This window comes from Stagnimonas aquatica, from assembly GCF_003730135.1.
Lineage (GTDB): Bacteria > Pseudomonadota > Gammaproteobacteria > Nevskiales > Nevskiaceae > Stagnimonas > Stagnimonas aquatica.
Map to the genome: position 1 here is coordinate 979,216 of NZ_RJVO01000001.1, position 23,796 is coordinate 1,003,011.

Genomic DNA, 23,796 nt, shown 5'->3' on the forward strand with positions numbered 1-23,796 from the left:
GGCGGCGCCGTCACCGGGCGGAGTCAGGGCAGCGCCTGGGCTTCGCCGAACACCGCGCGATTCCGTCCGGCGGATTTGGCGCTATAGAGCGCCTTGTCGGCGATTTGCAGAAGCTGATCCAGATCCTGCCCCGGAATCGTGATGCTCACCGCGCCGATGCTGACGGTGACCGTGACCTGTAGGCCCTCGCCGAGCGTGATCGGATCGCCGGCCATGGATTCGCGGATCCGCTCGGCCACGCCGCCGGCCTGCTGTCGCGAGCAGGCCGGCAGGAGAACGGCGAACTCCTCTCCGCCAAGGCGGCCGACCAGATCGGTTGCGGTGGTCGAGGCCAGGATCCGCCTTGCCGCGATGGCGAGCACCTTGTCTCCGGCGGGATGTCCGTAGGCGTCGTTGATCGACTTGAAATAGTCGATGTCCAGCATCAGCAGCGTCGCCGGCATCAGCGCCGCGTCGTTCGCTGTGATGAAGGCGGTGGCGCGGCCGATGAAGGCACGACGGGTGAGGACTTGCGTCAGTTGGTCCTCGGAGGCCACGCGCTCCAGTTCGGCGCGCAGCTTTTCGCGCTCCTGGGCGATCAGGTAGTTGTCGTGCACGTCGGTGCTGGTGCCGCACCAGCGCGTGATCTGCCCCAGCTCGTCACGGATCGGCAGCGCCATGACCCTTAGCCAGCGGTATTCGCCAGACCGGTGGCGAAACCGGTAGTCGATGTCGTAGGGCTCGCCAGTCGTGCGCGCCTTGTCCCAGACCGTCGAGACCATCGGCCAGTGGTCGGGGTAGACCAGTTGTTTCCAGGTGTTCTCGACGATGTCCTTTGGCTCGATTCCCGTGAACTCGCTCCAGCGGGCCGAGAAATAGTCGTGCCGGCCTTCGGCGTCGCAGCTCCACACGATCTGCGGCAGCGTCTCCGTCAGGGTCTGAAACTGGAAGCGACTGTCGGCCAGCGCCGAGGCCGTTTCCATCTGGTCGGTGACGTCGATCACCACGCCCAGCATCCGCGCGAACTGCTTGTGCTCGTTGTAGGCGGGTCTGGCGGAGGTGATGACCCAGCGCACGCCGCCCTCCCGCGACACGACCCGGTAGCGGCAGCGGTACGGCGTTTCCGTCGCCAAGGCATCGCCCAGCGCCTTGTTCACCTTGGGGCGGTCATCGGGATGAATGGCCTGAATGAAGAGCGCACTGTCCACGCCCGACTGATAATCCAATTCAGACAGGCCATACATGCGAGCCACATTGGCATCGGCGGTGCTCGTCCGGGTGCGCACATCCAGCGTCCAGATGCCAACCATGCCCGAGGATTCAAGCGCCAGGCGCAGACGTTGTTCCGAGTCCGACAGTCCCTGGACGCGCCGGATGTGCGGGGTGACTTCCGAGGCGGTGCCGAGCACGGCGATCACGTTTCCGGCTGTGGCGGTCACCGGGGTGAAGTCCAGGTTGAACCAGCGCGTGGCGGAGGCGCTGTCACTGTTCAGCGGATTTGGCTGATCGCTGAAGTGGAGGGTTTCACCGCGCCGCGTTTTTTTTAGCACGGCGGAATAGAACGGCGCCAACCCGGGCAGCGCGGTCAGCACGGATCGTCCGTTGATCGCCGAGCCGGGTTCGGCGAGCAGCGACTGTGCTTCGGCATTGGCGGCGAGGACGCCTTCAGGGCCGACCATCAGGATCATCGGCGCCGAGGCGTGGGCGACGAGTCGCATGACCGCGAGCAGGGCAGGCTCCCACTCGGTGAACGGAGGAAGCCCTGCGGAAGGCCAGTCCAGCGAGGCCTGAAGCGCGAGCCAGTCGCTCGGGGACCGCTGGTGGTGGTGAGCTTCCGAAAGCTGAGTGCTGTTCATCCCCGCCTCCCCTGAGCTGCCGCTCCGATGCTGGCGCATCGTCGATCCCGGCTCGGTGACGGACCCGATGACGGCACGGGGCCGTCTACGGTTACCGAGCTTGGTCCCATCCCTTGAAGAATCGCTTCTGGTGCCGCCCCTAGCGGCTGTCTGAACAATAGCGGAGCCGCCCCGGCAGGGGCTAGTGCCGAACGTCCGCGCCGGGACGCCGGCCGTCCGCTACCCCGCCTCGACCAGGCGCAAACTCCGCGTCGCCTTGAAGCGGAACCGCCCGCGTCCGGTCTTCTCGATGGCGAGGTAGTCGCAGCGCTCGGCTAAACGACGGCTGAGCAGGATCAAGCGGGTTTCCAGGTTGTCGCCGACTTCCGGCAGTCGCAGCGTCGCGTCCAGGCGCAGCTCGCGGTTGCAGAACTCGACGCGGCCGCCTTCGGCATGGGCCTTGGCGAGCTTCCAGAAGATGGCGCCGGCCACGCCTTTGATGAGGTAGTCCTCGCCGAGAAAGATGCTGTCGTCGGCGGCGTAGTGGCGCACCTGCACCGGCGCGCCGAGCGGGCGTGGTGATGCGGTCTCGGGCTCGCCCTCGTCTTCGGCGGCGGACTGCTGCAACAACTGGATGGCGGTGCCGAGCTGGGCGCCGTAGGCGGAGAGCGCGTCTTCGTCGTCGTAGCCAAAGCGGCGGTCCTCGGGGCTCTCGGCGTAGAGCACGCCGAGCAGGCGGCTGCCCGCGACGATGGGCACGGCGAGCTGGCTGTGCGGCTCGGCGAGGCCGGGGAAGGGAATCTCGCGCGGCAGCGTTTCGCCACCGCCCAGCGCAAGCGCGGCCTCGCGCTGGGCGCGCACATAGCTGTATTCGGCGGTGGCGTGTGGCACGCAGATGGCGGTGCGCTGCTGGGCGGCGACACCGATCACGCCATCGCCGACGGCGATCTCGGAGCCGACGCCGGAGCGCGCGTAGCCCAGGCTGGCGACGGTGTAGAGGCGGTCACCGGCCTCGGCGAGCAGCAGCAGCAGGCTGTGTTCAACGCCGAAGCAGTCGCGCAGCGTCGCCAGCGCCTGATCGAACAGGGCGTCCAGCTCCTGGCTGGCGGCGAGCCGGGCGCTGGCCTGACGCAGGGCCGCGAGCAGGTTGCGGCGCGGTGCTTCCACCGCCAGCACCGGGCCGGGCACCGGCTGGATGTCGAGCACCCGGTAGACATCGGAGCCACGCAGCCGGAACACGCCGGCCATGCCCTCGTGCGAGGCGATGCCGGCGAGCTTGGCCTTCATGCGCTCGAACAGCGGGCCTGCGCTCTCGGTGCGCAGGTAGCGCAGCCGCAACTGGTAGCTGGCGCCGCTGAGCGGGTTGACCACCGTCACCCGCACCTCGGGGTTGGCGAGCACGTTCTCGCGGGTCTTGCTGAAAAACTGGAAGGACAGCGCCGCGTGCTCGCTGTCCACGTAGTCCACCTGCGAGACGAAGGTGACGTTGGGCGTGCCATCGGCGGCGCAGGTGGCGAGCGTGCCCGGGATGCTGCCGTCCAGGCAGTCGCGGATGGCGTCGAGCGTGAGCTTCATGGCAGCGCCGCGCCCGCGCCCGGCCCCGGGGTCTGGCTGTAGGCGGCCTCGGGCTGGAACACCACCGCCACCGGCGCCGGTGCCAGCACTTGCAGCAGCACGCGCACCAGGGCTTCGGGGAAGTGCAGCTTGGCGAGATCGGCGACAAAGGCGCGGGCGTAACGCTCGCGCAGCGCCTCGTCCTCGGCGCTGCCGGCCTCGACACGCGCATCGCGGCCCTTGAGTTGCAGTGTGCGGTTGCTGGTCGGCTGCGAGAAGGTCACCGCGACCCGGCCACCGGCGGCGATGTCGGCGAGCAGGCCGCCGGCCCGCACCGGGCAGAACAGCAGCCGCACCTGGCGCCCGTCGGCGTTCACCGCGCAGCCGATCGCTCGTGCCATGGATGGCAGGTGCTCGGCGTTGACGCTGCCGGCGGTGATCGACACGCCGCCCTGGATGAACGCCTGGTGCTCGGCGGCAAGAGTCAGGGCGGCGGCGCGGGAGGGCATCGCCGGATGATAGCGAGCGGCTTGGGGCCTGTTAACGCGCTGGCGCGCGCGGTGTCACCCGGGTCTACGCCTCGGTCTCCAGCCGCCACCAGCGCACCACCGGCGCACCCAGGCGCACGAACTCCGCCTCGCGCTGCCGCCAGATCCGCCGGTAACGGTAGAACGGCACGCTGGGGAACAGGTGATGGATCAGGTGGTAGTTCTGGTAGAGGAACAGCCAGCGCATCAAGGGCTCGCCGCCGGCACGGACATTGGTGGCGGCGTAGGGGTTGTGCGACTGCTCCACCGCGTGCGGATGGTGCGGCAGGTAGTTGAAGGCGCAGGCCAGCCAGAGGATCGCCAGCCGCGAGGGCAGCAGCCAGTACAGCGTCGCCTCGTGGCCATAGCCGAGCGCGCAGGCGGTGAGGTAGGCGCCCAGGATCAGCGCCACGGTGCTGACGATGGCGAGCTGGTCCTTGGCCGGGATGCGCGCGCGGTCGCGCAGGATCAGCCAGGCGTAGTAGAGATCGGCGGTGGCCCAGTGCAGCGGCAGCAGCCAGGGCGAGCGCGCCTCGCCACTCCAGAGGTCGGGGTCGCGCCCGGCCTCGTTGGTGTAGCGGTGGTGGGCGAAGTGCGCGTAGCGGAAGGCGGTCACCGAGCCGACGATGCCCAGGAAGCTGCCAGCGACACCCGCCACCAGGTCGTTGAGGCGCGGGTGGCCGCGCAGCAGCGAGCGGTGCACCCCGTCGTGCAGCACGGTGAACTGCATGAACGCCGCCACCGTTTGCAGGGCCACCGCCAGCGCCGGGTGCAGGTGGCCCTCGACGCCGCCCCAGAGCGCGCCGCCCCAGATCAGCAGCGCCAGCGCGAACAGGCCGAGGCTGGGCCAGGCGATGGCGGGTGCCTGGTAGAGCGGGTCTTTGGGCACGCCGGGGCGTGGTGCAGCCGGGACGTTGGGGCGCACGGGGTTTCTCCTCCACAGTGCTAAAAATTAAACGGTCAGTTTATTAGACGCAGCAAAGCCGCTCCCGTCAACTGCGGTTGCTGATGGTTTGCTGTGAGGGCAAGGCCGGCCCGGCGGTGCGCCGCTACCCGGGCAGGCCGCGACCGCGCCGGCTTCGACGCCCGGCAAACCCCGTCTAGACCAGGGTTTCGCTCATCCGCGAGCGCATGTCGAACATCGCCGCCGGACGATCCGGGTGCTCGGTGCGGATCTTCGCCACCTCCGGCAGCAGCTCCAGGAACAGGCTGGTGAGGCGCGGATCGAAATGCTTGCCGGACTGCTCGCGCAGATAGGCCACGGCGTTCTCCACCGGCCAGGCTGGCTTGTAGGGGCGCTCGCTGGTGAGCGCGTCGAACACGTCGGCCAGGGCGACGATGCGCCCCACCAGGGGAATCTCCTCGCCCTTCAGGCCGCGCGGGTAGCCGGAGCCGTCCCACTTCTCGTGATGGGTGAGGGCGATGCGGCGGGCGATCTTCAGCACCGGCGCGTCGTGCTTGCCGATGATGCCGGCGCCGATGCCGGGGTGCATGCGCATCACCCGCCATTCGTCCGGGGTCAGCGGGCTGGCCTTCAGCAGGATGCGGTCGGGCACGCCGATCTTGCCGAGATCGTGCATGGGCGCGGCCTGCTCGATCAGCTCGGCTTCGGCCTCGGAGAGCCCGGCGGCCCGCGCCAGCAGGGCGCTGACCCGGCTCATGCGCTGGATATGGGCGCCGGTTTCGTCGTCCTTGTACTCGGCGGCGACGCGCAGTCGCCGCACCAGCTCCAGGTGGGCGTTGGCCACCTCGCGGGTGCGGGTCTGCACCAGGCTGGCGAGCTGGCGCTTCTGTGCGTAGAGCTGCTGGTGCAGGCGCAGACGGGCAAAGGTCACCGCCACGTCGAAAGGCGCGCGCAGGTAGTCCTGGGCGCCGGCGTCGAAGGCGGCCAGCTCGGTCTTGGAACTGGCCGGAGCGTTGAAGAACAGCACCGGCGTGAAGCGGGTGCGGACATTGCGCTGCAGGCGCTGGCAGATGCTCACCGGGTCGAAGTCGGCGACCGAGGCGTCGACCAGGATCAGCTCCGGCGGCGGGTCGAGGAATTCCAGCACCGGCCCCAGCTCCGGGTGGCCGATGAACAGTGGCTGCGGACCCAGCCGGCTGATCAGGCCGCGCAGGGCATCGCCCTGGTCGGCGCCATCGGCGACCACGAGAATGGTGGACTTCCGGTTTTCTACCTCCACAACCTGCTCCCAGGGGCCGAGCGCCACCGTATTCCAGTCGCTAAGGTTACATAACCGTAGCTCATCGCGTCTCCCGGTTATCGGCCCAGGCCGGCCGGGGGGCGGGACCCAAGCAGAACGCAGGGATCGTGCCGCTGATGACAGCCCCGGAGGCGCTTGCGCTCATCCCGCGTCCAGGCCCCAGCGGCCGGCCAGGCGCCGGAGTTCGCGCTCGGCGCTGTCGAAGTCGTAGGCCGACAGCTGGCGCTCCAGCAGCTCCAGCTCGCGCTCGCGGCCGCTGGCCATCAGCAGGGCGCGCAGCCTCAGCGCTTTGCCGCGAGCGGCGGTGTCGTGCTGGCGCAGCAGCTCCAGCAAGCCCTGCACGCACTCGCTCAGGGGCTCTTCCGGTGCCTCCAGCGGTCCCAGCGTGCGCGACAGGTCCAGGGGCTCCGGCAGCCCCAGCGGCAGCACCACGGTGAACACCGTGCCGACCCGCAGCTGACTGCGTACCTGGATGTCGCCACCCATCAGGCGCACCAGCTCCTGGGTGATGGTCAGGCCCAGGCCGGTGCCGCCGTGACGGCGGCTGGCGCTGTCGTCGGCCTGCTCGAAGGCGTCGAACACCCGCGAGAGCTGGCCTTCGTCCATGCCGATGCCGGTGTCGCTGACTTCGAACGCCACCATCGCTGTGCCGTCATGGGCTCCGTCGCCGGCCGGCCGGATACGCAGTCGGACCTCGCCCGCGTCCGTGAACTTGGTGGCATTGGCCAGCAGGTTCAGCAGCACCTGCTGGATGCGCAGGGCGTCGCCCACCAGCTGTCGCGGCAGGCCTGGCTCCTGCTGGATGCTGAACCGCAGGCCCTTCTCGGCCGCCGGGGCGCCGGCCAGCAGCTGCAGGCCGTCGATCAGCTCGCGCAGCGAGAACGGCACCGGCATCAGCTTGAGCTTCTGCGCCTCCAGCTTGGAGAACTCCAGGATGTCGTTGAGCAGGCGCAGCAGGGCCTTGGCGGCGCGGTTGATCTTGTCGAGGCGCTCGCGCTGCGCCGGCTCCTGCTCGGCACTGAGCGCCAGGTGCGAAAGGCCGATCACCGCGTTCATCGGGGTGCGGATCTCGTGGCTCATATTGGCCAGGAAGCGGCTCTTGGCCTGGTTGGCGGCCTCGGCGGCGGCGCTGGCGCGGCGCAGGTCCTGTTCCAGGGTCTTCTGCTCGGTGGCGTCGAGCACCACGCCGTTCCAGATCAGCTCGCCGTCCGCCTCCCGCCGTCCGGTGGTGGTGACCCGCACCCAGCGCGGCTGGCTTTCGCCCGGCAGGTTCAGGCAGTAGTCCAGCGACACCGGTCTGCCGCGTTCCACCGCCAGGGCCAGGGCTTGCCGGGAGCGCTCCCGGTCTGCCTCGCTGAGCAGCGAATCAAACACCGACGACGGTTGGCCGAGCACCTGCTCCGAGGACAAACCGGTGATGCGAGTTACGCCTTCGCTGAGATAGGTGAAGAACTCCCGGCCGGCGAGGTCGCGCTTGAGCTGCCAGACCGTGCCCGGGAAGTTGGCGATGATGTCGTCCAGCCGCGAGCGGGCGTCGGCGAGCGCGGCTTCCAGCCGTCGCCGCTCGGTCATGTCCTGCAGCACGCCGGTCCACACCGGTTCGCCATCGGGGTTGCGGCTGACATTGGCGCGCACCAGCAGGTGTCGCAGCCGACCGTCGGTGGCCCGCAGGCGGACTTCCTGCTCGACCATGCTCCCATCCAGCGCCGACTGCGCGAGGTTGGTGAGCAGCCGTTCGCGGTCACGTTCCTGCACCGTGCTCAGGGTGGCTTCGGCATCGCCGAGGTGATCGGCCACCGGCCGGCCGGTGACGGCGGTGACGCCCTCGCTGACGTATTCCACCAGGTAGCGGCCGTTGCTCAGCCGCAGTCGCCAGACGGCGCCGGGCACGCTGTCGATCAGCTCCTTCATCCGCTGTCGCGCGGCCATCAACTCCTGCTTCACCTCGGCGGCACGGGTGGCGTCGAGCGTGATGCCGTTCCAGACCAGGCTGCCGTCCGGTTCGCGGTGCGCGACGGCGGCGGAGCGCACCCACACCCAGCGGCCATCGGCGGTCTTCAGCCGATAGCGCTCCTCGCCAAGGCTGTCGTCCTCGGTCAAGCGCTGGATCAGCGCCGCCAGGCGCTCGCGGTCCTCGGGGTGCACCATCGCGAACGGCTGCGATTGCATCAGGGCATTGGTCTCCGCCGGCGTGCGTCCGGTGATCCTGACGATGCCTTCGGAGAGATAGCCGTAGTGCTGCCGCCCGTCCGGCTCCCTGCGGAACTGCCACAGCGCGCCGGGAATGCCGGCGGCCAGCTCGCGCAGCCGCCGCTCGGCCTGCTCGGCCCGGCTCTGGGCGCGGCGACGCTTCTGGATCTCCGCGCGCAGCCAGAGTATCCACAGGATCGCCAGTACCAGCAGGAAGACGGTGCCAACCACCAGGTTGCGCTGCGCCGGTGACAGGCGGTCGACCACCTTGATCTGCGGGGCGGTCAACCAGCGGGCGCGCAGGGCAAGCAAGTGTTCCGGTGGGATCGCGCGCAGGGCCTTCTCAAGGATCGCTGCCTGCTCGGGCCAGTCCCGACGGACCGCGAACTTCAGCTCATTGGTCAGTCCGTCCACCGGCGCGGTGATCTGCAGATTGCTCAAGCCGAGCAGCTGGATCTGGTAGTTGGCGCTGGCCAAGGGAAGTACCGTTGCGGCTGCGCGCCCGACCGCAACGGCGGTGAGGGCTTCACGAATATCGCCCACACCCGCCTGACGCACTTGAGGTTCGTGCCGCCTCAGCCATTCCGAGGCGGCGACCCCACGCACCACGGCCACGGTTTGTCCGCGCAACTCGGCCAGACTATTGATGTACGGACTGTCGTTGCGAGTGATGATGACCTCGAACAGTTCCATGTATGGGGCGCTGAAGCGCAGGAACGCTCGCCGGTCGGGGGTTTCGACCGCCGTCGTGAGCAGGTCTACCTCCGCGCTGCGCGCGGCTTCCAGCGTCGCCGCCCAGCTGTCTTTTCGCACCAGCTCGTAACGCTGGCCGGTGAGCGCCGCGATCTCGTTAAGCAGATCGTGCGCCAGACCGGAATGCCGGCCCTGCTCGTCCAGGAACTCGAACGGCGGCCAGGCCGGATCGGCGCCGAAGCGCACGACCGGGTTCTGTTGCAGAAAAGCCTGTTCCTCGGGCGTCAGCTGCGCTCGGAAATCGGCAACCGTAGCCTCCTGATGGGAGGCCAAGGCCGCTGTCGCCGACAGCAGCAGCGTCGCAGCCGCGACGGCGGCGCGCAGGGACGACATCAGTGGCTAGGGTTGTTCTGCAGCCGCTTGCGCATGCGGATGTTGAGCATTTCCACCGCCACCGAGAAGCCCATCGCGAAGTAGACATAGGCCTTGGGCACGTGGAAGCCCATGCCTTCGCCGATCAGCACCATGCCGATCATGATCAGGAACGACAGCGCCAGGATCTTGATGGTCGGGTGCTCCTCCACGAAACGCGACACCGCGCCAGCGAAGAACATCATCACGCCGATGGCGATGATGATGGCGGTGACCATCACCGGCACATTGTTGGTCATGCCCACGGCGGTGATCACCGAGTCGAGCGAGAACACGATGTCGAGGATCATGATCTGCACGATCACGCTGGCGAAGCTGATGCTGGCGACCTTGCCGATGACGTCTTCGGGGCCATGCCCGCCGTCGGTGCTCTCCACCTGTTCGTGGATTTCCAGCGCGCTCTTGCCGAGCAGGAACAGACCGCCGCCGAGCAGGATCAGGTCGCGACCGGAAATGGCGTGGCCGGCGAGATGGAACAGCGGCTCGGTGAGGCGGGCCAGCCAGGCCAGCGACATCAGCAGGGCAATGCGGGTCAGACAGGCGCCGGCCAAGCCGATGATGCGGGCGCGGGCGCGCTGATGCTCGGGCAGCTTGTTGGCCATGATCGACAGGAAAATGATGTTGTCGATGCCGAGCACGATTTCCAGGGCCGCCAGGGTGATGAGGGCGATCCAGAGTTCGGGATTGGAGAAGTCCACGTGAAGTTTTACAACGGGTGATCGAGCGTGATTGCTCTGTCGGGATGATACCGGGGCGGCGCGCCGGCGGCGCGTCATCGTTCCTTCATCGGCCCGTCATGCGGCCGTCGCCGGACTGTCACGAGGTCATTACCGCCGGGGCCTAGTCTGCGAGGCCTATAAAAAGACCGGAGCCGGACATGCGGATAGCCTACGGAGTGATGGGATACGGGCGCGGCCACGCCATGCGCAGCCTGAGCGTGCTGCCGGCCCTGATGCGCGAGCACGAGGTGACGGTATTCACCTCCAACGATGCCTACGAGGTGCTGGCGCCGCACTTCCCCACCGTGCGCATCCCGATGATCGGCTACCGCTACAACGACCGGGGCGGCCATTCGGCGCTCAGGACGGTGGTGGACAACCTGTCGCCGATGGCCGACCTGCTGCTGCGCGGCCACGGCATGGAGCAGGTCGAGCGCGAGTTCAAGGAGCGCGGCATCCAGCTGGTCATCAGCGACTCCGAGGCCTGGACCCACCGCGCCGCGAGGCGCCTGGGCATCCCGCGCATCAGCTTCGACCACGTCGGCATCCTCGCCTACTGCAAGCCGCATTTTCCGCCCGACCTCTGGCATCTGGGCATGCGCGATGCCCTCGGCTACCGGGCGGCGATGGGGGTGCCGGAGCGCATCCTGATCTCCAGCTTCTACCAGGCCGAGCCCAAGTACCCGGGGGTCAAGATCGTCGGGCCGATGCTGCGCGACGAGGTGCTGCGGGTGAAGCCCGGGCGCGGCGATTTTCTGCTCGCCTACTTCAACAAGGGCCAGCACCAGTACCTGCCGCACATCGACCGCGCGCTGCGCCTGCTCGACATCCCGGTGGTGATCTACGGCACCCCGCACCGGGGCAAGGTCGAGAACCTCGACTTCCGCGCCCCCAGCAACGAGTGGTTCGTGCACGACCTCGCCAACTGCCGGGCGGTGCTGTCCACCGCCGGCAACCAGACCATCGGCGAGGCCATCCACTTCGGCAAGCCGATCCTGGCGGTGCCCGAAGACGCCTTCGAGCAGCGACTCAACGCCCACCTGATCGAGCGCATGGGCGTGGGCATGAAGGCCAGCCTGCGCGGCCTCACGCCCAGCGATGTTGATCGCTTCCTCGCCAACGAGGACTACTACCGCTCGAACATGAAGGGGCGCATCAAGGACGGCCGTGGCGAGGCTCTGCAGACGCTCAACCACTTCATCGCCGAGTTGGCGCCGCCGCGCGCCGCCGGTAGCCGCAAGCCGGCGACCACGGCCAGCCGCGAGCTGGTCGGTGTGCCGGGCACGGTGCTGCCCAAGGCGCTGTAGGGTGCTGTCGGCGGGCGCTCAGCGCTCGCGTGAATACAGCAGGTCGCCGCCGGCTTCCTGGCCGGATTCGGTGCGCAGCTTGAAGCCCTTGCCGAGGTCGTAGAGCAGGCGCAGCACGTTGCCGTTGGCGAACAGGCCGACGCCGTAGCTGACGTAGAGCTTGGGCGAGAGGTACTTGCCGACCGTGAAGCGCGCCTGGTCGCTGCTCTCGCCGGCCTCGGCGCCGAGGCTGATGGTGTCGATGCCCAGGCCACGGGTCAGCTTCTTGGCCAACTGGTCGCCGCCGGCCAGGCCCAGCGACAGCGCTGCCGCCGCCGCCGAGAAGTCGCCGCCGGACTCCAGCGGCCGGCCCAGCAGCAGCCAGCCGAGTTGCTGCTCCTGGGTCATCACCGGGCTGGAGCTGAGGTCGAAGCTGGGTTTGTCGAGGGTGCCGCGCACGTGCAGGGTGACGGTGACATCGTCATTGGGCTTGCGCACCGCGCGCAGATCCACCGCCGGCTTGTCGAGCGGGCCGTTGAACAGGATGCGGCCGGTGGAGAGCTGCAAGTCCTGGCCGTAAGCCTTGTACACCGCGTCCAGCAGTTGCAGCTCGCCATAGGCCTGGGTGCCGCTGCCACCCTCGCGTTCCAGCACGGTGAGGTCGCCGCCGATGCGCGCCTTCAGGCCGAAGCCGGAGAAGCGCACGGCGTCGCCGAGCCGGACCTTCACGGTCGCCGCCAGCGGCAGGCTCTTCTCGCGCGGCTCCTCGCCGACGATCACCTGATCGCTGCTGGCGCTGACCACGCCGCCGCCGAGCTTGCGCGGGGTGATTTCGGCGCGCGGCACCAGCACCTCGCCGGCCAGGCTCATGGCCTCGGCGCTGCGCTCGAAGTGCAGTTGCGGCGATACCCAGACCCGCGCGTCGGGCAGGTTGGCGACCTGCAGCTGATCGCCCTGGATGTCCAGGTTGACGGTCTGCGCGCGCAGATCGGCCTGGCCACGGACCTGCAGACGGCCGTCGCCGGAGCGCAGGCCGGCTTCGATCTGCAAGGGGCTGTCGAAGCCACCGCGCAGCTCCGCGCGCAGCTCTTGCAGCAGGATGCCGGCGGCTTCGATGCGCGCCTGGCCGTCGCTGAGGCTCAGCAGGCCATCGACCAGCGGTGCCCCCAGGCTGCCGCCGAGGCTGAAATCGCCCTGCACGCGGCCGGCCAGCTGGGTGACGCCGGGCAGCAGCGGCTCGGCCCAGCCCAGCTCCGGCACCGACAGCCGCACCTGGCCGCTCAGCGGCAGCTCGGCGAAGGCGCTGTCGCGCACCGGCAGGCTGGCGTTGGCGCTGAGGGCGAGATGGTCGAGCCGCAGCTCGGCGGCGGCGCGCCAGTTGCCGCCGTCCTGCCGCAGCGAGAGCTGGCCGGCCTGCAACTGCTGGTCGGGCGCGCCCGGCAGCCGCAGTCGGCCGGCGCGGTTCTGCAGCTGCACGTCGAGCCGGGTCGGCGTGCTGCCGCGCAACTCCACCAGGGCCTGGCCGTCGAGCACGGTTTCCACCGCCAGACCTTCGGGCAGCAGGCCGTTGAACTGCGCGGTGTCGATGCCGGCCAGCGTGGCCTCCACATGCAGCAGCGGCGGCGCGCGGCGCAGGCTCAGGCAGGCGCGGCCGCTGCCGTCGAGGCGCCAGCAGGTCTGGGCCAGCTGCTGGAGCGCGGCATCGAGCTGCACGGCGGCGGGGGCCTCCTGCGACCAGGCCGCGCCCAGAGGAGGCTGTAGACGACTGCTGCTGAGCTGGCCGCGCCAGCGCCGCTGGGCGAGATCGAGGCCGCCGTCGGCGCTCAGCTCCAGGCGGCTGCGGGGGGCGCTCAACTGGGCGTCGAGGCCGATGCGATGCTGCTCGGCGCGGCCGTCCAGATTCAGCCGCAGGCTTTGCAGGTGGGTGTCGCCGCTGACCAGGCCCTCGGCCCGCAGTTCTGCTTTCGAGGGCCGCTGCGGGTCGTAGTCGATGTCGAGGTCCAGGCGCGCCAGTTGCTGATCCTGATAGCGCAGCTTCTGCGCGCCGCCGACCGCGCGCAGCGCCGGATTGCCGGGCTCGCCCTGAGCCTGGACCTTGAGTTGCAGGGCGCCCGCCAGTTCCGGCAGCAGGCTGCGCAGATCGCTGGCGGCCAGCTCGGCCTGGGCGTCGAGTCGCGGCAGCAACTGGCCGCGCAGTTGCAGGCGGGCGCTGCCGCTGCGCAGATCGAGCTGGTCCAGCGCCAGCCGGGTCTCGCCGTCGTGCGCCTCGGCCTGGCCGCCGAGTTCCAGCGTCAGCGGATAGCCGCGCAGCCGGGAGTCGCGGAGCCGGCCGCTGAACTGCACCTGCGGCCGCGCCGCGTCGCCCAGCGTATGGGCGGCGATCAGGCCGTTGAGCTGACCGGGAAAGTCCGGGAACAGCAGCCCCGGATTGAGCTGTTCCAGCCGCGCCTCGGCCTCGACGCTCAGCGCCGGCGACCACTGCACGCGGCCCTGCGCGCTGAGTCCACCCTGGTCGCCGTGGCCGCTGAGCCGCAGATGATCCAGCCGCAACTGGTCGGCGCTGAGCTGGGCGCCGGCGGTCAGACCGACTTCCAGCGCGGTGGTCTGGGCCTCGGCCGGCAGCGCCGCGCGCAGGCGGCCTTGCAGGTCGATGCGCGCCTGCACGGCCTCGGTGAGCACCCCGTGCAGGCCCAGTCGCAATTGCGGCATCTCCACCTGCGCCGGCCCGGTGAGCGGCCAGCGCAGGCGGCGCGCGCCAAGGCCGAGGTGGCTCTCGCCGCCCATCAGGCCCAGCCGGCCCTGCACCACCACCACTCCGGGGCCGCTCAGTTGCAGGGGCTCGAAGCGCAGCGCCTCGGGTTCCAGCACCAGCTCGCCGCTGGCCAGCAGCGGGCCGCTGAGCGCGTGGCTGGCGCTCAGCCGCTCGATGTGGATGCGCTCCTTGCGCCAGCGCAGGCGCGCCGCGAGGTCGCTCACCACCAGCGGCTCGGTGTCGGGCGGATCGTCGCTGTGGAACAGCTCGAAGCGCGCCAGCCGGGCGTCGTCCACCCGCAGCCGCAAGGGCAACTGCGTGAGCAGGGGCTCGGGCGGCGTGGGCGGCGTCGGCTTCAGGGTCAGGCGCAGATGGCCGGCGTCGAACCTGCTGATCCGCAACTGCCCGACATGCAGGCGCGAGGGGCGCCAATCGAGGTCGAGGCGGTCCAGCTCCAGCCGCGCGGCCTCGTTCTCGAACACCAGGCCTTCCAGGTGCAATGGCCCGAACAGGCCGCCGCTGGCCTCGGCGACCTGCAACTGGCCGGGTGGCAGCAGGCGCTGCGCCAGTTCCACCGCCAACGGCGCGCCGGCGACGCCCAGGTAGGCCAGCGCCACCACGGTCAGCACCAGGCTGCCGCCGAACAGGGCGAACAGCAGGGTCAGCAGCAGATGCAGGGCTTTTTTCACAGGCCCACCCTCACGCCCAGGTGCAGGCGCACCACCGGCTCGTCGGGGTCGAGCGGGTGGGCGAGATCGACGGTGACGCTGCCGAACGGCGCGCGGTAGCGCAGGCCGATGCCGACGCCGAAGTGCAGCTCGGGTGCCGGCGAGTCGCCGACACCGCCGGCATCACCGAACAGCGCCAGGCCCAGGGCGCCCTTGATCGCCTGCTCGGCCTCGATGCTGAAGACGTTGAGATAGCGGCCGCCGATGACGCCGCCGTTGTCGTCGCGCGAGGCGCCGATCGCCTGGTAGTTGTAGCCGCGCACCGACTGATCGCCACCGGCGAAGAAGCGCTCGTCCGGCGGCAGCTTGTTGAACTCGGCGGCGGCGGTGGCGCCGATCTCCACCCGCGCCAGCAGACGGCCCTCGCGCCACAGCGGCAGCGCGCCCTTCAGCCGTACCCGGCCTTGCAGGAAGCTGGCGTCGGAGATCAGCCCCTTCTGGCCGCCGTGGGTATCGGCCCAGACGCTGAAGCCGTAGCGGGCGTAGGCCGGGTCGTCGAGCCATTGCCGCGACAGTGTCAGGCCCGGTGCCAGCACCGAGACCGCGCTGTCCTCGCCCTCGTTGAAGTCGAACAGCGAGCGCTGGAACTTGAGGTAGTAGCGGCGATCCCAGTTGCCGTCGAGCCGGTTGATGCTGGTGGCGAGGCTGTATTTGCGCTCCACGCCGTAGCTCAATTTCTCTTCGCCGGCATCACCGGAGATACCCACGTACTCGCCCGGCTCGCTGCCGATCGGCACCCGGTATTCGCCGCTGGCGCCGGACAGCTTCTGCGAGGCGCGCACCGTCACCCGCAGCTTGTGGCCGCGCTGGTTGAGGCGGCGGAACTCGGTGCCCACCGAGGCGCGGGCGCCGGTATCGGTGCCATAGCCGAGGCCGAAGTCGTCGCGCCGGGACTTGGAATGCTCGACCCGCACCTGCACCGGAATGCGCTGGCCGACCGCCTGCTCGCGCAGGCCGCCGACCTCGACCTTGGCGAAGTAGTCGAGATCGGTGAGGGCGAACTGGGTGTCGAGCAGCTTCTGCTGCGAGTAGGGCTCCCCGGGCACCAGACGCAGATACCGGCGGATGACATCCTCGTCGATGCGGCTGTCGCCCTCGATCCGCACCTCGCCGAACTGCCATTGCGGGCCGGTCTCCAGCACCAGCACTGCCAGCGCCGTGCCCTGTTCGGGATCAACGCGCAGCTCGGCGTGGCTGAAGCTGGCGTCCAGATAGCCTTCGCCATGCGCCAGCGCCAGCAGGCGATCCTTGCTGTCTTCGTACTCGGCGTGCTGCAGGCGCGCGCCCGGCGGCGGCCCAAGCTCGCGGCTGCGCGCGCGCAGGGCCGCGGCGCCGGGGCCGGTCAGCTCGATCTGCGCCGGCAGCCAGTGCACCGCCGGGCCGTGATCGACCTGGTAGTAGGCGAAGTAGTCCTTCGGCCCTCCTTCCAGGCGCTTGTTGATCGTCGGCCGGTAGTAGCCATAGGGCTGCAAGGACTTGCCGATGCTCTTCTCGGCCTCGTCGTGCAGGGTCTTGAGGCGATTCGGCACCAGGCCTTCGCGCTGGTCTTCGGCCACGTAGCCGAGCCAGTTGTAGGCATTGGTCAGCTCCGGCTCTTCCAGCCCGGTGATGCGGAAGTCCACCGTCACCCGCTCCACCGCTGCCGCGCGCGGCGGATCGACGCTGACCGCCGTCGTCGGCCCGGCGGGCTCGGTGGCCGGCACTGTCGCGGCGGGTTCGGGCGTCGCGGATTCCGCCACGGCGGGTTCGGCCGGCGCAGACGCGGCCGGCGGTTCGGGAGAGGCCTCCTGCGCCCGCGCCAGGCACGACGCGAGCGCCAGCAGCAAGGCGGGCGTGGCGGTGCGGAAGACGTGCAGGCTCATACGGAGTCGGGAGCAGACAGGCCCTGCATTGTGCGCCAGCACGAGGCGCGGCTGGGGCCTGGCGTCCGCCCGATCAGGCCGCGCTGGCGGCCGGTGCCTCGCCCACACCCTCGCCGACCAGCCAGCTGGCCGCCGGGGCGCCACCGCCACCGAGGCTGGCGAAGTCGAACAGCGCGCGGTCGCCGAGCTGGCTGGGCGCGACATTGCACATGGCGCGGAAGATGGTCTCGGTGCGGCCGGGCCATTCGCGTTCCCACTCGGTCATCATCCGGCGCACCTGCTTGCGCTGGAGCTGCTCCTGCGAGCCGCAGAGATTGCAGGGGATGATCGGGAAGGCCCGCTCGGCGGCGTAGGCGGCGATGTCGTCCTCGCGGCAATAGGCCAGCGGGCGGATCACCACGTTGGCGCCGTCGTCCGAGAGCAGCTTGGGCGGCATGCCCGCGAGCTTGCCGCCGAAGAACAGGTTGAGGAAGAAGGTCGAGACGATGTCGTCGCGGTGATGGCCCAGCGCGATGCGGTTGTAGCCTTCCTGCTTGGCAAAGGTATAGAGCGCGCCGCGCCGCAGCCGCGAGCACAGCGAGCACATGGTCTTGCCCTCGGGGATGTTGCGCTTCACCACCGAGTAGGTGTCCTGCTCCAGGATCGTGTACGGCACGCCCTTGGCTTTCAGGTACTCAGGCAGGATGTGCTCGGGAAAGTCCGGCTGCTTCTGGTCGAGGTTGACCGCGTGCAGCTCGAAGCGCACCGGCGCCTTGGCCTGCAAGTGCAGCAGGATGTCGAGCATGGTGTAGCTGTCCTTGCCGCCGGACAGGCAGACCATCACCCGGTCGCCCTCGCCGATCATCCCGTAATCCATGATCGCCTGGCCGACATTGCGGCGCAGGCGCTTGGCCAGCTTGTTGGACTCCAGCCGCGCCTTCTCGGCCGGCGAAGCCGACTTGCGGGTGGGGAAATCGACGAGGGTTTCTTGCATGGGCGACATTTTACCGTGCCGCCGACGCTGAGCCCCAGCCAACAAAAAAGGCCGCGACGAGCGCGGCCTTGGGTGACGCGGCGAACCGGCTCAGGCGGTGGCGACCTTTTCGTCCTCGCGGACAAAGGTGGTTTCCTTGAACCACAGCGCATAGAAGATGAACAGCACCGCCGCCGCCGCCATCAGCGCCGAGAAGAACAGGAAGTACACCGGTCCGACCAGCGAGTAGGTCGAGACCTCGGCCTTGGTGGCGTCGAAACTGCCGGTGGAGCTGATCGGCTGACGGTGCACCTTGTCGAGCAGGCGCAGGCGGCTGCCGGCGGCGTCCACCTCGCCGACCAGATAGGTGCCGGCCAAGGGGCCGCTGCTGCCGTCGGCGGCCAGTACCTGCACGCCGGTCTCGCCGGCGAAGTCGATCTTCTGGCCGGTGACGAAGGCGTCCGCGCCTTCCAGCGTCACCCAGGTCTGCTCGCCGGTGGCGAGCGCGCTGGCGCTGAGCGGCTCGACCATGATCGAGTTGACCGCAGCGGTAAAGGCATTGCCGACGCTGGTGGAGAGCAGGAACAGGCTCATGATGAAGCTCTTCATGTACAGCGGCGCCTGCTTGTAGCTGTATTCCAGCGCGGTGATCGACACCAGCACCTCGGCGGCGGTGAGTACGCCGTAGGCGCTGATCTGCCACCACATGCTGACGCTGTGGCCGCTCTGGATGCGGTCCTCGACCCAGGCGACGATCAGGAAGGAGCTGGCGACCACGAAGAAGCCGATGCCGATCTTGCGCAGCGGCGTGACCTCGAAGAACTTGCCGAGCAGCGGGTAGATGCCGAAGGTGAAGATCGGCACCAGCAGGATGATGAAGATGCCGTTCACCACCTGCACCTGCGCCGGCAGCATCTCGTAGGCGGCGAGGCTCTCGAAGCCGGGCACGCCGGCGAGGAAGCCGAACAGGCGCTTGTCCATCAGCGCCGACTGCGCCTGGATGGTCCAACTGTTGCCGTTGCTCTGGTCCCAGAGCGACCAGAAGAAGGCGACGAACAGGTACAGGCCGAGCAGCTTGCCGACGATGCGCAGACCCTCGCCGGTGAGCGAGCGCTCCAGCCAGGCGCGCAGCTCCGGCGGCAGGGCATTGCGCAGGCCGGTCTTGAGGAACAGCACGGCGACGCCGGCCAGGGTGCCGAGCAGGGTGCCGGTGGCGACCAGGATGTCGCGGCCGCTGATCATGAACACCCAGGCGGTGAACGCCAGCACCGCGAAGAACACCAGCAGGAAAGCCGGCAGCGCCAGCCCCGGCTTGGGCATGGCCGCCGGCACCACCGCGAACTTCTTGCGGCCGAGCCAGAACACCAGGGTGGCCAGGGCCATCATCGCGCCCGGCAGGCCGAAGGCGTACTTGGGACCGTACTCGGGGCTGGCCAGCAGCTCGGGGCAGAAGTAGATCGAGATCGAGGAGCCGGCGTTGATGGCGATGTAGAAGTAGCTGAACGCGCGCTCGATCAGGTGGGCGTTGCTGCTGGTGAACTGGTCGCCGACATTGGTGGAGACGCAGGGCTTGATGCCGCCGGTGCCGAAGGCGACCAGGAACATGCCGATCACCAGCGTGGTTTCGCCGCTGCCGAAGGCGATCACGAAACAGCCGGTGACGTAGACCATCGAGAAGCTGATGATGGTGCGGAACTTGGCGAGGAAGATGTCCGACACCATCGCGCCGAGCAGCGGGAAGAAGTAGGCGCCGGACTTGAACAGCGCCTGCCAGGTTGCCGCCTTGGCGTCGCCGAACTTCAGGAAGTCGATCATGTACGCCACGAGAATGGCGTTGATGCCGTAGAAGCAGAAACGCTCGGCGAACTCGTTGGCGACGATGTAGGGGATGCTGTTGGGCATGCGCGCGGCCGGCGCCGGCGCGAGGGTGGCAGTGGTCATGGTGATGCGGGATTCGGGTATGGCCGGATGCTAGCACGCGGCATGCCGCGCTCCGGGGCGCCGACGGGGACGCGCGTTCGGCCGCCTCAGGCCAGACCGGCGAGCGGCAGGAACAGCGCGCCGGCCTGGTCCCAGAAGCGGCGGAAACCGTAGTCCTCGAACCAGGCTTCCTCCGGCTCGTCGCGCGGTGCGGCGAGCAGGGCGAACACCGGCATGGCGTCGGCCGCCTCGGCCGAGCGCAGCACGGCATCGGCCAGCAGCAGGGCGCCGAGGCTGCGGCCCTGCAGACTGCGGTCCAGCGCCAGCCGGCCGAGCCGCAGCGCCGGCAGCGGCGGGCCGGCCAGCGCGCCGCCCCCCAGGCTGATCGCGCTCAGGGTGTAGTAGCCCAGCACCCGGCTGGGCACCAGGGCGTCGGTGAGTACGTAGACGCGGGCCAGGTCGAAGCGCTCCTGGGTCAGCGCCTGGCGGTGCAGGAATTCGTTCTGGCGCTCGTCGCCGCAGTCGAAGCCGCCGAGTTCGTGGCGCGCCGGGTCCAGGCGCTGGAACAGCCCGGCCCAGGCCGAGTCCAGACTGCGGTGCCGGTGCAGCGCCTCGCGCAGCGCCGGGCTGTCCTGCGCCGGATCGCCGGCGTCGGCACGCAGCAGTCCCAGGTCGGCGGCGGACAGCTGCAACTCGGCGTTGTCGCCCAGCAGCCGTCGGGCTTCGGCGAGCGCCGAGGCGAGCACGAAGGCGGTCGCGTTGCTGCCCTTGAGGCTGGCGGCCTGGTTGATCAGCGCCTTGTCCTGCGGCGACAGGCGCATTTCCATGCGCGCCTCGGCCAAGGCCCGCACGGTGGATTTCCGATCCTGGTTCATTTCCCGCCCCCGACAGCGGCCATGGCGGCCGTGGCCGGATTAAAGCGCATCGGCCTGCCGGGCGGCGAGGCCCGGAGCCAAAGAAAAGGCCGCCCGGTTGCCCGGACGGCCTGGATCCACCCGATCAGCGGGCCTGGCCCGCGGGCTTCAGGGCGCGGCGGTTTCGGAGTGGGTGCAGGTCTCGTAGACGCGCACGGTGTTGATCAGATCGGCCGACAGCAGCGTCGAGCTGATGCTCAGCCGCACCTCGTCATAGGGCTTGGTGTTGGCGCCGCCGAGCAGGTTCAGGCCCGACTCGCCGAGCAGGCCGGAGAGGCCCAGCAGGTCGAGATTGCTGGCATCGGTATCGAACTGCTCCTGCTGAGCCCCGGCCAGGAAGGTGGTGACCGTCAGATTGCGCAGCAGGCTGATGTCGGCGGTGGCCGGCGGCTGCTCGATGACGAAGCCGGCGAAGTTGCCGGCCGTAACCGGCGCCGGCAGCTGCACCTTGTAGGAGATCGAGCCGAGCAGGTTGAGCAGGGCGCTGTTGAGCGGCTCCAGCAGGCTGACCGCGTACTGCAGGGTGGCGAAGGTCTGCGTCAGGCTGTCGGCGCCGAAGGCCGGCTGCTCCACCGCGCAGAGTTCGACCGCCGGGGAGGTCAGCTGACCCACCAGGCAGAGCAGGCCACCGGTTTCGCCCGAGGCCACCGAGGTGGTCGGCGCGAACTGCGTGCAGCTGGCCAGCGGGCCGGTGGTCGGCGGCTCGCAGGCATCGCCAACGCCGTCGCCGTCGCTGTCGGTCTGGTCGGGGTTGGCGACCGTCGGGCAGTTGTCATCGACATCCGCCACGCCGTCGTCGTCGTCGTCGGTCTCGCAGGCGTCGCCGGTGCCGTCGCCGTCGCTGTCGGCCTGGTCGGGATTCGGCACCAGCGGGCAGTTGTCGCCGCCCCCGTTGCCGTCGTCGTCGGGCACGCCGTCACCGTCGTCGTCGTTGTCGCAGGCATCGCCCTGGCCGTCGCCGTCGGTATCGGTCTGGTCGGGGTTTGGCACCAGCGGGCAGTTGTCGCCGCCCCCGTTGCCGTTGTCGTCGGGCACGCCGTCGCCGTCGTCGTCGCTGTCGCAGGCATCGCCCTGGCCGTCGCCGTCGGTGTCGGTCTGGTTCGGGTTGGCCACCACCGGGCAATTGTCGCTGCCGTCGGGCACGCCGTCGTTGTCGTCGTCGCTGTCGCAGGCATTGCCCTGGCCGTCGCCGTCGGAATCGAGCTGGTCGGTATTGGCGATGGTCGGGCAGTTGTCCACCGAGTCCAGCACACCGTCGCCGTCGCCGTCGGGGATCACCGCCGGCGGGCCGCCGACATCGGAGTCCTGCGCGCGGTTGCAGGCGGAAAGGCCGAGGCTGCTGCCGATGGCCAGGGCCAGCAGCCAGTGGCTGGCGTGAAAGGGGAGCTTGGAAATCATGGGTTCGATCCTTGAATCCTGGAGAACTGGAAACGACCTGGCCGGAGTGGCCTGTGGTGCCCGCGCCTCAGGGCGCGACCGGGACCGGCTGAGCGGCCGCCGGCGTCTCGCCAGCCGCAGCCGGTGGCGGCGGCGCGATGATGTTGAACTCGACGCGGCGGTTGGCCTCGCGTCCTTCCGGGGTGTCGTTGCTCGCCACCGGATTGGCCTTGCCCAGACCCTTGGAGCTGAGCCGCTCGGCGGCGATGCCCTTGCTGACCAGATAGTTCAGCGCCGCCGCCGCGCGCGCCGCCGACAGCTTGAGGTTGTAGGCCTCGGCGCCGACGCTGTCGGAGTAGCCGACGATCTCGGCCTTCAGCTCGCTCTGCGAGCCGAGGAACTTCACCGCGTCGTCGAGCAGTCGCTGACCGTTGAGCTGCAGGCGGGCGGAGTCGAAGTCGAAGCTGACGTCGCGCAGTACCGTGAGAGTCTGGCTTTCCACCACGCAGCCGCGGCCATCCACCTTGGCGCCAGCCAGCGTGCCCGGGCAGTGGTCGTGATCGTCGGCAATGCCGTCGCCATCGCTGTCCACGACGGGCACCGGCACCTCGCGGATCACCACTTTTTCGACGGTGACCGGCACTTCCTTCACGGTTTGCTTCTCGGGGCCGAGCGCGATTTCCAGGCCCAGGTGCAGCCGGTAGTCGAGGTAGCCGTCCTGGAAGCTGTCGTGCACCAGCCGGGCGTCGCCACGGCCGCGCAACCAGCGCAGGCTGCCGATGCGGGCAACCAGGCCGACGCCCGCCTCGGCCTCGAAGGCGCCGCCGTCTTCGACGTCCGGCACCACATCGTTGTAGGCGTAGCCGATGCCGGCGAGCACGAAGGGCGTCAGCTGCTCGCGGTTGCCAAAGGCGTATTGGAGGTCGGCACCCAGGGTGGACTGGTAGAAGTCGGTGCCGCGACCGGGGCCGGTTTCCAGGGTGCTGTAGTCGAAGCGGCCTTCCAGCCACCAGCGTCCTGTGTCAGATAGCGGATAGCCGAAACCGGCCTGCAGGCCGGTGCCGCGATCCTCGGTGCCGCGACCGCTGTCCGGCTTGCTGTAGGAGCCGGTCACGAATAGATGCGGGCGATTGCCCTCGGCGCCCAGCACCGTTTCGGTGGTTTCCTGCGCCTGCGCGGCGCCCAGGCTGAAAAAGGCGGCCGCCGCCGCGACCAGCAACTTCCTGTTGTTCATGTCGACCTTCCCCGTCGTACTGCACTCACTGCCCGCCCTGTCCGCACCGTTCGTTGACGGTGCCGATGTCCTGCCAGGGCGCTCCGGGGCCGACAGTAGGCGGATTCCCACAGGCCGGCAATATGACCAAAGTCTCATGATGCGGGCGCGGCCGGCGGCGGCGGCCGTCAACTCAGCAGAAAGCTCACCGGGCCGTCATTGACCAGCGCGACTTTCATGTCGGCACCGAACACGCCGCTCTGGGTCGTCGGCAGCCGCGCGCGACAGGCCGCCAGCAGCTGCTCGAACAGCGCGCGTGCGCGTTCCGGCGGCGCGGCGCTGGTGAAGCTGGCGCGGCTGCCGCTGCGGGTGTCGGCGGCGAGGGTGAACTGCGGTACCAGGATCAGTCCGCCGCCGATATCGAGCAGGCTGCGGTTCATCTTGCCGTCGGCATCGGCGAACAGCCGGTAGTCGAGCAGGCGTTGGGCCAGACGCGGTGCCTGGCGGTCATCGTCGTCGCGGGCGACGCCGACCAGCACCAGCAGTCCCTGGTCGATGCGCGCCACCACCTCGCCGTTCACGCGCACGCTGGCGCAGCTCACCCTTTGCAGCAGGCCAATCATCCGCGAGTCTCCAAGTTGTTCCGCGCTTCTAGAATG

The 23,796-nt window shown here is 69.4% G+C and carries 16 protein-coding genes; 1 reads left to right on the top strand and 15 read right to left on the bottom strand.

Going from position 1 to position 23,796, the window contains the following annotated elements:
- Positions 1–23: 23 nt before the first annotated feature.
- The 7 genes from ED208_RS04270 to ED208_RS04300 form a co-directional block, all read right to left on the bottom strand.
- Positions 24–1,835, bottom strand: coding sequence for a sensor domain-containing diguanylate cyclase (locus ED208_RS04270; protein ID WP_158608428.1), 1,812 nt, complete (start codon positions 1,833–1,835; stop codon positions 24–26).
- Positions 1,836–2,054: 219 nt separating this feature from the next.
- Positions 2,055–3,389: a GAF domain-containing protein gene (locus tag ED208_RS04275; protein WP_123210602.1), complete on the bottom strand. Its 1,335-nt coding sequence runs from the start codon at positions 3,387–3,389 to the stop codon at positions 2,055–2,057.
- On the bottom strand, positions 3,386–3,877 hold the full coding sequence (locus ED208_RS04280) for a hypothetical protein (RefSeq protein WP_123210603.1): 492 nt from the start codon (positions 3,875–3,877) through the stop codon (positions 3,386–3,388). Before ED208_RS04280 ends, ED208_RS04275 begins: the two co-directional genes overlap by 4 nt.
- Positions 3,878–3,941: 64 nt before the next feature.
- Positions 3,942–4,820, bottom strand: coding sequence for a fatty acid desaturase family protein (locus tag ED208_RS04285; RefSeq protein WP_123210604.1), 879 nt, complete (start codon positions 4,818–4,820; stop codon positions 3,942–3,944).
- Positions 4,821–4,995: 175 nt separating this feature from the next.
- A complete protein-coding gene (locus ED208_RS04290; protein WP_123210703.1) occupies positions 4,996–6,078 on the bottom strand; it encodes an HD-GYP domain-containing protein in 1,083 nt (360 codons plus the stop codon).
- A gap of 162 nt (positions 6,079–6,240) precedes the next feature.
- Positions 6,241–9,375: a PAS domain-containing protein gene (locus ED208_RS04295; RefSeq protein ID WP_123210605.1), complete on the bottom strand. Its 3,135-nt coding sequence runs from the start codon at positions 9,373–9,375 to the stop codon at positions 6,241–6,243.
- Positions 9,375–10,112, bottom strand: a complete 738-nt coding sequence (locus ED208_RS04300) for a TerC family protein (protein WP_123210606.1) — start codon at positions 10,110–10,112, stop codon at positions 9,375–9,377. Before ED208_RS04300 ends, ED208_RS04295 begins: the two co-directional genes overlap by 1 nt.
- 179 nt (positions 10,113–10,291) lie before the next feature.
- Here ED208_RS04300 and ED208_RS04305 point away from each other — a divergent pair, with 179 nt between their 5' ends.
- Entirely contained in the window at positions 10,292–11,440 is a 1,149-nt protein-coding gene (locus tag ED208_RS04305) for a glycosyltransferase family protein (protein ID WP_123210607.1), read from the top strand.
- An 18-nt stretch (positions 11,441–11,458) separates the two neighbouring features.
- Here the strand turns inward: ED208_RS04305 and ED208_RS04310 are convergent, their stop codons facing one another.
- The 8 genes from ED208_RS04310 to dtd all read right to left on the bottom strand — a co-directional run bounded on the left by ED208_RS04310 (position 11,459) and on the right by dtd (position 23,760).
- Positions 11,459–14,860: a translocation/assembly module TamB domain-containing protein gene (locus ED208_RS04310; protein ID WP_123210608.1), complete on the bottom strand. Its 3,402-nt coding sequence runs from the start codon at positions 14,858–14,860 to the stop codon at positions 11,459–11,461.
- A complete protein-coding gene (locus tag ED208_RS04315; protein WP_158608429.1) occupies positions 14,857–16,761 on the bottom strand; it encodes an autotransporter assembly complex protein TamA in 1,905 nt (634 codons plus the stop codon). The genes ED208_RS04310 and ED208_RS04315 overlap by 4 nt, the downstream gene beginning before the upstream one ends.
- Before the next feature lie 73 nt (positions 16,762–16,834).
- Entirely contained in the window at positions 16,835–17,743 is a 909-nt protein-coding gene (ttcA, locus tag ED208_RS04320) for a tRNA 2-thiocytidine(32) synthetase TtcA (protein WP_123210610.1), read from the bottom strand.
- 81 nt (positions 17,744–17,824) lie between these two features.
- Positions 17,825–19,654 carry a POT-type proton-dependent oligopeptide transporter gene (locus ED208_RS04325; RefSeq protein WP_123210611.1) on the bottom strand — a complete coding sequence of 610 codons (1,830 nt, stop codon included), beginning with the start codon at positions 19,652–19,654 and terminating at the stop codon, positions 17,825–17,827.
- Positions 19,655–19,740: 86 nt separating this feature from the next.
- Positions 19,741–20,508: a type II toxin-antitoxin system TacA family antitoxin gene (locus ED208_RS04330; protein WP_123210612.1), complete on the bottom strand. Its 768-nt coding sequence runs from the start codon at positions 20,506–20,508 to the stop codon at positions 19,741–19,743.
- Positions 20,509–20,655: 147 nt separating this feature from the next.
- Entirely contained in the window at positions 20,656–21,945 is a 1,290-nt protein-coding gene (locus tag ED208_RS04335) for a thrombospondin type 3 repeat-containing protein (protein ID WP_123210613.1), read from the bottom strand.
- A gap of 67 nt (positions 21,946–22,012) precedes the next feature.
- Positions 22,013–23,158: an OmpA family protein gene (locus ED208_RS04340; RefSeq protein ID WP_158608430.1), complete on the bottom strand. Its 1,146-nt coding sequence runs from the start codon at positions 23,156–23,158 to the stop codon at positions 22,013–22,015.
- Between the two features lie 167 nt (positions 23,159–23,325).
- Entirely contained in the window at positions 23,326–23,760 is a 435-nt protein-coding gene (gene dtd / locus ED208_RS04345; protein WP_123210615.1) for a D-aminoacyl-tRNA deacylase, read from the bottom strand.
- Positions 23,761–23,796: the final 36 nt, after the last annotated feature.